Origin of the sequence: Phormidesmis priestleyi BC1401, from assembly GCF_001650195.1 — a bacterium.
Classification (GTDB): Bacteria; Cyanobacteriota; Cyanobacteriia; order Leptolyngbyales; family Leptolyngbyaceae; genus Phormidesmis_A; species Phormidesmis_A priestleyi_B.
In genome coordinates, this window is the sequence record NZ_LXYR01000056.1 from 16,652 (window position 1) to 28,948 (window position 12,297).

Genomic DNA, 12,297 nt, shown 5'->3' on the forward strand with positions numbered 1-12,297 from the left:
GTTAATAAATCCTCATTCCTTAGTATCGCTTGATCATAACTAATCATGGCATTGACTCATCCCTCAACGCCTCCATCAGAGCCTGTTTCAGAGCAGTTTGAGCTGCTTCAAGCTGGTGAACAATCCCTAGATACTCCTGCATCAGTTCATCCGGCTCGCCATGATTCACCTCAACTTCGTGGGGGTTCTTGCAGTCGAGGTTATAGTTGCGGTCTGCGATCGCCTGGGCTGACACCTTCCAGGCATATTCGTTAACCTTGCGCCCCTTTCTGGCAGCACCGCCCCACCATTGCTTCTCCCGATCAAACTCCTGAATCGTCAGCGGCTTCGATCGTGAATAGGACTTGTAGCCATCGGGATAGGGATGCTCAAAAAACCATATATCCTGAGTGGGATCACCTTTTTCAAAGAAAAGAATGTTGGTATTGATTCCGGTGTAGGGGCTAAATACACCCTTGGGCAACCGGACAATAGTATGCAGATTAAACTCTTCCAGCAGTTCGCGCTTCAGGTTGGTTTTAGTGCCTTCGCCAAACAGAAACCCATCGGGCAACACCACCGCAGCGCGACCCGTATCAGGCTGAAGCAGGTGCATGATCAACGCCATAAACAGGTCGGCAGTTTCGCGGGTCTGATACTTTTTTGGGAAATTGGCTTCGATGCCGTCTTCCTCCATGCCGCCAAAGGGCGGATTTGTGATGACGATATCCACCCGATCTTTGGGACTATAATCTCTCAACGGACGGCTCAAGGTGTTGTCGTGGCGAATGTTGGTAGGCACATCAATACCGTGCAGCATCACGTTGGTCATGGCGAGCATGTGCGGCAGCGGCTTCTTTTCCACCCCATTGAGGGTATCTTGCAGGGTTTTGCGATCCTCAGTAGTTTTAAACTGTGGCTTGAGATGCTCGATCGTGTTAGTCAAAAAGCCACCCGTGCCGCAGGCGGGGTCAAGCACCTTTTCGCCCAGCTTGGGGTTGATGATATCGACCATAAACTGGGTCACAGCGCGGGGGGTGTAATATTCACCCGCATTCCCCGCCGCTTGCAGATCCGCCAGAATTTTTTCGTAGATGTCGTTAAACAGATGGCGATCGGTAGACGAGTTGAAATCGACATCCGTTTCAATACAGTTAATTACCTGACGCAGCAGCGTGCCCGACTTCATGTAGTTGTAGGCATCTTCAAACACCTCACCCACTACCCTGCCCTGGGGCGAAATCCCAGCCGCCGTAGCCAGCTTTTTCAGAGAGGGAAACAACTCGTTGTTGACAAAATCAGTCAGATCTTCGCCCGTAATCCCTTCTGGATTCTTTGCCCAGTTTGACCAGCGAAAACGGCTCTGTAGAGGCGATTTATACCCCTTAACGGTAAACTCCCATTCCTGCTCCTTGTCATCAAAAATCTTCAGAAACAGCAGCCAGACAATCTGGCTGATGCGCTGAGCGTCGCCATCGACACCCACATCCTTACGCATGATGTCCTGAATCGTCTTGATCAGTGTTCCAATTGCCATGCTTCTGTATCTAGCTTTTCGGTATCTACGCTCTAGAGATTATGCACTGTAGAGTGACTCTTTCAGGTCGCGTATCGCCTTCTGGTAATTGTCCAGCCCCCCAAAAGCACGCACAATCTCGATCGGGGTGCCAAATTCAGTAAAGGGCGCAACGGTGAGAATCTGAGTTTCCTCAATCTGCCCCACACCTGCATCGGCATATTTATCTAAGAGGGCTTCCAACACTCGCTTGACCCGATCGCCATATTGGGTAAAGTAATTGCGCTTTTTAACCTGCTCAGCCCGTTCCTTGCGGGTCAGCGGTGGCTTATCCCAGGCAACATGGCAAAGTAGGTCAAAGGGGTCACAATCTTTTCCAATCTCCTCAGCCAGCGCCTCAAAGAATATCCCTTCGTTCGCCAACTCATCCACGATCGCCTGTTTTTTGTCAGCACTGCTCCAGCGCCGCAGAAAGTCGTCCAGCGAGGCAAACTCCTTGGCTAAAGCTTTGCGGGTGTAATCCTTGAGCGATTCGGTAATCAGCTTGCCGTTTGCATCGAAGTACTGAACCCGCTCAGCAACCACCTTGACTTCCACATTCGCCACTACATAGCGCCGTACACCAGGCTCATAGTCAGAATCAGCAGATTCGCCGACCCCCAGCCATTGATTGCCTTCACCTGGTTCGGGATACTGATAGCCGCCTTCCGGTTCTTCACCCTCCAGTAAATCTGGCAGATCCGGTGGCACTGGCGAGTCATCAAGATCCTTCGGTACGTAGATCTGCACCGGGTCGCCGTCAAAATCGGGGTCAGCAAACAGTTCGGTGGCTTTTTTGAAATCGATGATCGTGAAATAGAACTTGCCGTAGTCTTCGTTGATGCGGGTGCCCCGACCAATGATCTGCTTAAACTCGGTCGGCGACTGAATCCGCTGATCGAGCACAATTAACTTGCAGGTCTGGGCATCGACTCCCGTAGACATCAGCTTAGAGGTAGTGGCGATCACCGGGTACTTGGATTCTGGGAAGATAAAGTTATCCAGTTCTGCCTTCCCTTCTTCGTTGTCCCCCGTGATCCGCATCACATAGCGAAAATTTTCGGCAACCAGGTCAGCATTTTCGTTAACCAACGCCTGTCGCATTCGTTCGGCGTGGTCGATGTTTTCGCAAAAGACGATCGTTTTATCAAAGCGGTTGGTCTGCTTCAAAAACTCGCTGATCTTTCGAGCCACTAGTTGAGTCCGCTTTTCCAAAACCAGGGTTTTGTCAAAATCTTTCTGGTTGTAAATGCGATCCTCAATCTCGCTGCCGTACTTATCGACCATCCCCTTACCCGGTCGCCAGCCTGCCAGATCCTTGTCGATGTCAATGCGTACGACCTTGTAGGGCGCAAGAAAACCGTCGTCAATGCCCTGCCGCAGGGAGTAGGTGTAAATGGGTTCGCCAAAATAGTCAATATTGGAAACTTGTTTCGTTTCCTTCGGGGTAGCCGTCAAACCAATCTGAGTCGCAGAGGAAAAGTAGTCCAAGATTTGCCGCCATGCCGAGTCTTCTGCCGCACTTCCCCGATGGCACTCATCTATCACGATCAGATCGAAAAAGTCAGGACTAAATTGTTTATAAATATTTTGCTCTTCTTCAGTGCCCGTGACTGCCTGATAGAGCGACAGATAGATCTCATAGGCTTTGTTTGCCTGTCGCTTCTGAATCTTGGTCATCGCCGAGCCAAAGGGCTTGAAGTCGTTGGTCATGGTCTGATCGACCAAAATATTGCGATCGGCGAGAAACAAGATGCGTTTTTTGGCTTTCGATTTCCAGAGCCGCCAGATGATTTGAAAAGCGGTAAAGGTTTTGCCTGTGCCAGTTGCCATGACTAGCAAAATACGGTTCTGACCTTTGGCGATCGCTTCAATGGTTTTGTTGATGGCTAGCACTTGATAGTAGCGCGGGGTCTTGTTGCTGCCGTCGCTGTAGTAATCCTGCGTGACCAGACTCTCCTGCTGCTCAGACAGCCCCCGGTGAGCAGACCACCATTGCCAAAGCATATCAGCAGAGGGAAACTCGTCCAGACCCAGTTCACGCTCAATGATGCCATCCGTAGCAATTTTATTGTGAAATAAAAAGCCATCACCATTAGAACTAAACACAAAGGGCACTTGGAGCAGGTCAGCATAGCTCAGCCCCTGCTGCATCCCATCCCCCAAAGAATGATTGTTGTCCTTCGCCTCGATGATGGCGATCGGAATATTGGGCTTGTAAAAAAGTACGTAGTCCGCTCGCTTGTTTCGGGCACGGGTATGCAGTTTCCCACGAACGAGTATTCGTCCGTCAGTCAGCGGGAATTCTTCGCGGATCTGAGTTAAGGTATCCCAACCCGCCCGTTCCAGAGCAGGCGTAATCCATTTTGTGCAAATATCCCGTTCAGTCAGGGAGCATTTATTAAAATCTTCTGACATAAAGATTAGGATTGATTGGTGAAGAACGAGCAGTTTCGCTCTGTGCCTATAACCTGCACCAACACAAACAGAACGTACCCTCTATTGAAGCCTTTCTTCAAGCCATTTGCCCAGTCTTTTATATAAATGACGATGCCAAGTAATGAGTGGCAACCAATTTTGAAATTGTCACTACCAATCAAAAGACATTAATTTGTCTCGACGACAAGAGCAAGTCACTAGCGACACTAAATCGGTCACCGATGACATTTAATTAGTCACTATACATTTTTAAGCGGGTGGCGAGAATCGAACTCGCATCATTAGCTTGGAAGGCTAAGGTTTTACCACTAAACTACACCCGCATAATCTTCTTACAAAGGCGAATACTAGATTAACATGATTTTCCGCAAGCGGATGCCATTAATCCACAACAACCTCTGCTCACTTTACAACTTGTATCTGCACCGGAACCACCCACGCGGTTAGTGGAGCCTTATTAACAGGATTATAATCAGTCGTATCAAATATAACATCAAACAACAACGGCTCAAACACTTTGTTGACCAGCCTATCTAGCTCTGCACTACTCATTGAGGTTGGATTGACAGGAACGGTTGCATTAATCACTTTACCGTTTGTCGTATCCACCGTAACCTGAGCCTCTAAGTTCAGGATTTGCCCTGGCAGTAGCTTAAGGTCAGGAGAATAAGGGATGGTAATCTGCTGCTGCTCGTTGCCTTTGAGTTGTGCTGTTTTTGCAAAGCTGTCGCCTGAAAGACCTGCTCGTCGAATTTGTCCGGCGGCTACTTGAGCCAAGATCGTCACCTCAGTGGAAGGTAAGCTTTGATCTGAGCCAATCGGTCCTAGTGTGCTAGGCTCCTTTCCTGAATCGTTTGTCGATGAGTCTGGCACTGCTGACGGGTTGTTATTAGGATCTGCCGAACCAGGCGAAATAGCAGAGTTGGCATCTAGAGAGGTTGGTCGATCGCCCGTGTTAGCTCCCCTCGGTTCCGAAGTGGGAAAGGATGGTTGCTCTGGAACAACGGGTTGCGGTGCCGTTGGGCGGACTTTAACGAATGGAAGCTGAGGTCTTGGCGTTGCAGCAACGATCGTAGGTTTGACAGAAGGCTTGACCTGAGGAGTGGGGCTAGGAATGGGTTGTTGAACGATCGAAGGTTGTGGAATGGGGCTAGGAATTGGTTGTTGAACGATCGACGGCTGAATCGGTGCAGCAGGTTGAGGAGTCGCCTCAGAATTAACCGCACGTTGAGAAGCCGCCGCAGATGTAGCCACTTTAGGAGCAGATGAACGAGTCGATCGCGTCGTTTTATTAGAAGACTTTGGAGAAATATCGACTAGCTCGATCGGAGCCATCACTCCCGCAGATTTTTGGCTGTTGACGCGAAACAGAAACAGCCGCCCCGATAGCAGCAATAACAAATGCACAACCAATGAGCCTGCCAAAACCGCAAGCCACAGATTAGGGGGATCGTTGTGTCGTCGATCGTGCCCAGACTGAAAATCAGCCGCATTCATAGGTCGCCATCCCAGAAACTCCAAGTCACCCTCATTTTAGTCGTTGGATGGCGTTTCGTTCAGGTGATTCAAGGGTTAGAAACTATGCTGAACCTGAAAATGCCTACTGTGGAATTCTACAATGTGCGCCTAGATAGGGATTGACCGAGAACGTCAACACCGTCTCATCGACTCCTTTCAGCTCCAAGGGGCTGACTTTAGTGATCACATCTTCGTCAAGATAGTCAGCAACCGCAGCAGACACCAAAATGCAGTTTGGCTCTGCCGCTTCCTGAATGCGAGAGGCGATATTGACACTGGGACCGATCGCCGTATAGTCTGCTCGTTCTTCGCCGCCAAACATGCCGACAACCGCCGTTCCTTGGTGAATGCCGCACCGAAACTGGACTCGATCAATCCCTTGAGCCTGCCAGCGATCGTTGAGTTCCTCCAGCGATCGGTGCATTTGACGAGCCGCCGCGATCGCGCGCCTGACTTGCTCATTAGGAGTCAACTCTTCGGGTGCACCAAAGATTGCCAAAATTGCATCACCCATAAACTTATCAACGGTGCCGCCATTCTCAAACACAGCACGGGTCATGCTAGCGAGATATTCATTGAGCAGTTCGGCGACGCGGCGCGATCGTAAGGTGTTGGAAAGCTGAGTAAACCCGACAATATCGCTAAACAAGACAGTAATCATGCGTGGCTCAGGGCGCAAGTCGAGCAGAAGTTCACCTTTAGCGGCTCGTTGCACCAAGGCGGGCGGCAGAAACCGTTTCAAGACAGATTCGGTGAGATAGGTGTTGAGTTGAGCAACGCGCTGTTCGTTTGCTTTGAGCGCTAGGAGATTGCGGACTTCTGCCAACAGCTCTCGATCGTTAAACGGCTTTGACAAGTAGGCATCTGCGCCCAGTTCAGCCCCTTCAATGCGCGTATCTTCGTCGGCTTTGGCAGTCAGCAACACGATCGGAGTGCCTTTAAGATCATCGTCACGACGAATCATCCGAATCATGTCAAGACCCGACACGATCGGCATCATCAAATCCGTCACGATCAGGTGAGGGCGGCGATTTTGAACTTCTTGGAATCCTTCAGCACCGTTGCGGGCTGTCCAGACTTGATAGCCCTGTTTCCGCAAAATGCCTGAGACATACGATCGGATATCGGGGTTGTCATCCACTACGAGAATGTGGGATGCATCAGGGTTTTGAGTCTTGAATTTTGAGTTTTGAATCGAATCTTCTAATTCAGAATTTAACGGTGAAGATTCAGAATTATCCTGAAGTTCCACTTCTAAATCGGCTAACTCTACCGCCGCACGGCTTGATTGCAGTTCTGCCTGGTCTTCAGTCACCTGCTCTGGCGGTAAGTGGGCGTTGCCTGTTTGCAGCCGAATACTAAACGTGGTGCCTTTTCCATAAACCGATTCGACCGTGATCTGTCCGCCATGAAGTTCGACGAGTTCTTTGACGAGCGCTAGACCCAACCCCGTGCCTTCATAGCTGCGATTCGCCGATCCTTCAGCCTGTCGGAAGCGCTCAAACAAAAACGGAATTTGATCGGGAAGAATGCCGATTCCGGTGTCAATCACTTCTAACAGGGCGTGATCACCTTCTGGTCGCGCAACGATCGTAATGGTCTTGCCTGCTGCCGTAAACTTCATCGCGTTCGACAACAGGTTATAGAGAACTTTGTCGAATTTCTCTAGATCTAAATAATTTGCCGGACATGGACTGAGGTGAGTTATGACCGTCAGCCCCTTTTTCTCGCAGTAAGGACGGAACGAATCGACAACTTGACTAACGACCTCTCTGAGGTCACACGGGCGGAAACTGGGCTGCATTCGCCCCGCATCCAGGCGTTGCAGATCGAGAAGCTGATTGACCAACCGCAGCAGACGACGAGAATTTCGCAGCGCGATCGCCGATTCCTCATAGGTCAACCCCTCTTGTTGAGCCGTTGCCGACTCTAGCGGACCCACCATCAAAGTGAGAGGCGTTCTAAACTCGTGAGAGATATTCTGGAAAAACTCGGTTTTTTGACGATCGAGTTGCAGCAGTTGCTCGGCTTGCTGGCGCGTTTTTTGATAGAGCCGCGATTGTTGAACGGCGATCGCGGCTTGGGCTGCCACCGATTGAGCCAGTTGAATCTCCGACGCTTTCCAAAGGCGCTTGTGTTGATTTTGCCGCAGAGAAATGCTGCCAATGATCTTGCCATCTGAAATTAAGGGCACCACCAGCAGAGCACGGGCAGGCGTATAAACGGTTGTTTCTCCCACCTGCATTTCTGGATGTTGAAATAAGTCTTCTAAGACGACAGGCTGCTGAGAAGCAAGCAATTGCTTGAGAACAGGGTTGTCTTTGATCGGCACCTCTGACTGAGGCAGCGATCGCTCTGACGCTGACAACTCAGTGATTTCTGAAGCAATTGGGTCGCCCTGCTGCCAGTTGGGATCGTGTAGCCCCACCAGTTGCACAAATTTGTCGTCTTCTGTCCAAAGTGACAGAGCGCAGCCATCAACGTGCAGGGCTTGTCCCAATTGCTGAGTGATGGCGGCAAAAATTTCTTGCGGGTCAAGGCTCGATCGGATTGCAGTCGTGATGGTGTTGATCAGAGACTCCCGCTTTGCCAATGCGCGCACTTGCTCATAAGCATAGGCTTGCGAGAGCGCCAGCGCCGCTTGATCTGCCACCATGCTAATCAGTTCGACTTCATCTTGCTGCCACTGACGCGATTCTCCGCACTGATGCAGCGCCAGCACCGCCATTAATTCTTGCTGACAAATCAATGGCACTATCAAGCTCGATCGGATGTCTGCCGCTCGGTATGCCTGTTGACACTGCAAGTCTTGAGACTGAATCAAAGGGTCGATCGTCGCATCTTGAATCACCTCGACCTGATGAGTGCTCCAAATGGTTTGAAAGAGAGAATCTTGGGGGTTCAGTCCAGCCGTCTCTTGCCAATAAGCAAAGCCTTCATCGGCTAATTGACCCTCTTGAAAGGGGCGCAAAATTCCACAACTGACCTCAAACATACTGCCGACCGTTTCGACGATCGTTTGCAAAATTTGTCGGTAGCTAAGAGCACTCCGAATGGTGTTAGTGACGGCATTGAGAAGCGACTCACGCCTTAGAGTCCGTCGCAACTCTTGAGTTCTGGCTTTGAGAACGCTGTGGGTGTCAGCAGCTTGACGAACGACTCGCTTGAGTTCTTCGTCATCCCACGGCTTAGTAACATATTTAAAGACTTTACCCGCGTTGATCGCTTCGACCAGATCCTCGACATCGGTATAGCCCGTGAGAATGATCCGAATAATGTCGGGATATTGAGTTGCCGTCAGACTCAGAAACTCAGTGCCGCTCATCATCGGCATTCGCTGATCGGAAATGATCACCGCCACATCGCCTTCTCTTGAGAGAATGTCGAGCGCTGCCGGACCGCTTTCTGCCCGCAGCACTTTAAACTCTCGATGGAACGTCCGGTAGAGCAGATCTAGGTTATCGGGTTCGTCATCGACTACTAAAATCTTCTGCTTGGTTGCCTCACGAGATTTCATGCACCACTCTCCTGCTGCATGACTGGCTGATTGGGAAGATAAGTGATCACTATCACAGCCCAGACATTAAGCGGGTGCTGCGTCGCAATGCAATAAGTTGTATGTCTCTGAATTGGCAACATAATAGTTAGTCTGCCCATGATCGGTTTGGCAATCACTAATAACTGCAACCCCCGAAGAACTGTCTGCACCCAGCCCACAAATTTGAGATTTGATGCGATCCTTGGTTTCGCGCAGCAAATCGCCCACTCGTCTATCGACGCTAGAGCCACTATTATCAAATTCAAGATTACCCACCAACATATTATGTATCAATAGTCCAGACAGTTTAAATCGCCAACGGTAGAATGCAGGCTTGAGACTCCTTGGCGAGGTCAGATGCTGACCATAGAATGAGGGTTTCAGCCTCTGCCTCAAAAATTGTCCGGACTATTATTGATGTACTAAGCTTGCCCCTGACCAACAAGGCTCTAACGCCGATTTGTAAAGATTATGTGATCGAGATCGCATAATTTGTTCACTTAGATCACTTTAAGGGCATCCACTCAGTTTTGGCAAATGGTCGATCGAGACCTCGAATCTTCCTCTTGTCTAAAGTCTTGCAAGAAAAGAATCAAGTCGCCACTCTTAACCGAGAACTCAAGCGCTAAGATTTGAGCGGTAGAGTCTTTCAACCTGTCTGCTCCGACAAATGTTATGAACCAGCCGATCGCTTCTGAGTCTGCCCTCTCTGCGTTTTTTCGCAACCTTCCTGATATGCTGCGTCAGCCCTTTTCGCTGGCACTAATCGGCTCGGTAGGTGCCCATTTATTTTTCTTTTTGTGGCTCCCTCTTTTTACGACTGAAGAGACAAAGCCGGAAGTCAAGCGCGTCGTTCGCTTGCTGGATTCGTCGCTTCAAGCTCAAGCCTCCACCTCTGCGATCGGGTTGCCGCCGATTCCTAAAACGCCTGATAGCACCGTAAAGATTCCGTTAGGACAAGGACTGCTTCCACCAATTCCGCCCGATGTACCGTTGTATAAATTTCAAGACCCGATCATACCGCCTGCACCCCCTATCTTTCGGTCTTCACCAACAACCGTCTTTCCCTATCCTCTCCTCTCGCGGGCTTTCAATCCCCCTCCAAGCTCAGTTAGACCCAATCAGACGACGATTCCTAACCCAACTCAAACCCCGCTTACAACTCTTCCTCCACCGTCGGGGGCGACTGACCCAAAGATCCCTCTTCTTCCTTCGGGAGCCGTTCCCCCGACTACAACCCCTCCGGCATCTTCAACGACTCCGCCAACTCCAACAACTCCAGCAGTCATATCTTCGGCTCCGACGCGTCCAACAGTGTTTGCAGAAAATCAGCGGCTGCGAGACAGCATTACCTTTAAGTCTCCGGGCGCAACCCCCAATGAAGTTGCTTCTAACAACATTGTCAGTTACAGCAATTGGTATCAGAAAAACGTGATCGATCGAGGCGTTACTGACAAGAATCTAGCGATGCCGAAACCGATTCCGGTTCTAGACGTTCCTTATAAGTCTCCGTTCAACTTAACTGAGAAGTTTGAGCCAGCCTATATTAGTGTTTTGATTGCTCCAGACGGTAAAATTGCTGCTCCTCCATCAGTCATTGGGCGAACAGGGTATGGAATATTAGATGACCTTGCGCTCAGTGAGGTGTCGCAACGGGTTATCAATGATCAAAAAGCGGGCAAATTAGCGCCTACAGGTGACGACGCAGGTAAATATGTCTTACGAAAATATATAGTGACATTTAAGGTCTCCCCGACAGCCTGAATGAACTTTAGACGTATTTCAGAGGAGGGAGGTTGAGCGATCGGGTCTCTCTTAAGCTGAGTGGTCGTCCTTTTCCTGCCGCACCGGGAGGAATTTCAGGCTTTGCTGAATAATGCCCTCCTCACAGATTGGGGCAAGCCCTCGCCAACCCTTCTCCCTAGGAGGAAGGGAGCCAGAACTCTTGTCCCCCTCTCCTCTTGGGAGAGGGCTAGGGTGAGGGTAAAATCTGTGCTTCATAGATCGATTCAGCAATACCGAATTCAGTCTCTTCTACGTCGTCGTTTGAGACGATCGACACGATCGTCCGTCAAGGTTCCTCATTTGAGCTATTCAACGCGTTGCTGCGGGTTGCTGATCAAAAGAGCGTTAAGCTCTATTTTGGGAGGCGACAGCGATTACACCATGTTTCATCAATGGCATACTCTTGCCGCCGGATGTGCAATCTCGTTTAGTGAGTTTAACGCCGCACCCTTTAGTCCCTAGCGCTCCAATTCGATAGACGTGCGGGTGAAAGGTTCTTCAATCTTGTCTGATGCGATCGGTTTGTCTTGACGCGATCGCACCATCTCAGTCGGGAGTTAGCTAGCCTATCCTGATTTTTCTTTAAATCTGCCGTGACCCCAAAAATCGGGGCACCCTGAAGTTTTGCGGCGAAGAGGGGTGCGGACGTGAATTTGACAAGCGGCGTGATTTTGAGTTTGGCTTACATTCTAGGATTGCTTTCTACAAGCGTTGCTTGGGGTGGAATCGTTGTCTTAATAGTAGGATGTGGGGCAGCGATCGCGCTTCCTAAACTCTGGAAAGGTAAATTTAGCTCCAGAATTTGGATCGCGGCGGGAGTCGTTGGTTTAGCTGCAAGCCTCTATTTTCAGATGCGAGTGCCGCAGCCAGGAACCCACGATATTAGCCGTCTGTTAGAGAATGCAACCCAGAAGCAAGAGGTCACGGTATCGGGACAGGTCACAGAAACCCCTCGCCTAAATCGCAGTGGAAAAGCCCAAATCTGGCTAGAGGTCAGTCGTGTCGATCGAGCCACTCAATCTGAAACGATCGCACCCGACCAAGTGCGCGGAAAACTGTATGTGACGGTGCCCTTGCTGCAAGCAACTGGAGTGACCCAAGGGCAGGAAATCGCGATCGCCGGAGTTCTCTACAAGCCAAAGCCTGCGTCTAATCCCGGTGGGTTTGACTTTCAGAAATATTTGGCGCGAGACGGCTGTTTTACAGGGCTGCGAGGACGCACGATCGAAGGGTTGCATCCCAACGATCGCTGGGGTTGGTGGATGATTCGGCAGAAAATAATCCGATCGCAAATCGACTGGCTCGGTAGCCCAGAAGGACAACTCGTCAGCTCAATGGTGTTAGGAAGTCGCGTTGTCGATTTGCCGTTTGATATCAAAGATCAGTTTACCGGAATGGAGGGCTGGGGAACCCTTAAAGCCCCTGTCTTTTAAGCATGGGGATGTAAAAGGGGTTCCCGCGTGGCGGTCACGCCACAGAGTCT

At 50.2% G+C, this 12,297-nt stretch carries 8 protein-coding genes and 1 tRNA gene; 3 read left to right on the forward strand and 6 right to left on the reverse strand.

The window, feature by feature from the left end:
* Positions 1 to 43 precede the first annotated feature (43 nt).
* The 6 genes from A8707_RS21150 to A8707_RS29905 form a co-directional block, all read right to left on the reverse strand.
* Complete coding sequence (locus tag A8707_RS21150; protein ID WP_068819184.1) at positions 44 to 1,516, reverse strand: type I restriction-modification system subunit M; 1,473 nt, start codon at positions 1,514 to 1,516, stop codon at positions 44 to 46.
* A 39-nt stretch (positions 1,517 to 1,555) separates the two neighbouring features.
* A complete protein-coding gene (hsdR, locus tag A8707_RS21155; RefSeq protein WP_068819185.1) occupies positions 1,556 to 3,952 on the reverse strand; it encodes an EcoAI/FtnUII family type I restriction enzme subunit R in 2,397 nt (798 codons plus the stop codon).
* 273 nt (positions 3,953 to 4,225) lie between these two features.
* Positions 4,226 to 4,296, reverse strand: a tRNA-Gly gene (locus A8707_RS21160).
* 79 nt (positions 4,297 to 4,375) lie between these two features.
* Positions 4,376 to 5,470 carry a hypothetical protein gene (locus A8707_RS21165; protein ID WP_068819186.1) on the reverse strand — a complete coding sequence of 365 codons (1,095 nt, stop codon included), beginning with the start codon at positions 5,468 to 5,470 and terminating at the stop codon, positions 4,376 to 4,378.
* 103 nt (positions 5,471 to 5,573) lie between these two features.
* Positions 5,574 to 9,008: a response regulator gene (locus A8707_RS21170; RefSeq protein WP_068819187.1), complete on the reverse strand. Its 3,435-nt coding sequence runs from the start codon at positions 9,006 to 9,008 to the stop codon at positions 5,574 to 5,576.
* Positions 9,005 to 9,199, reverse strand: a complete 195-nt coding sequence (locus tag A8707_RS29905; RefSeq protein WP_231948321.1) for a hypothetical protein — start codon at positions 9,197 to 9,199, stop codon at positions 9,005 to 9,007. Before A8707_RS29905 ends, A8707_RS21170 begins: the two co-directional genes overlap by 4 nt.
* A 505-nt stretch (positions 9,200 to 9,704) precedes the next feature.
* Here A8707_RS29905 and A8707_RS21180 point away from each other — a divergent pair.
* The 3 genes from A8707_RS21180 (at position 9,705) to A8707_RS21190 (ending at position 12,247) form a co-directional block, all read left to right on the forward strand.
* On the forward strand, positions 9,705 to 10,793 hold the full coding sequence (locus A8707_RS21180; protein ID WP_068819189.1) for a hypothetical protein: 1,089 nt from the start codon (positions 9,705 to 9,707) through the stop codon (positions 10,791 to 10,793).
* 228 nt (positions 10,794 to 11,021) lie between these two features.
* Positions 11,022 to 11,276, forward strand: a complete 255-nt coding sequence (locus tag A8707_RS28525) for a hypothetical protein (protein ID WP_156518802.1) — start codon at positions 11,022 to 11,024, stop codon at positions 11,274 to 11,276.
* A gap of 185 nt (positions 11,277 to 11,461) precedes the next feature.
* On the forward strand, positions 11,462 to 12,247 hold the full coding sequence (locus tag A8707_RS21190) for a ComEC/Rec2 family competence protein (RefSeq protein WP_068819191.1): 786 nt from the start codon (positions 11,462 to 11,464) through the stop codon (positions 12,245 to 12,247).
* Positions 12,248 to 12,297 lie beyond the last annotated feature (50 nt).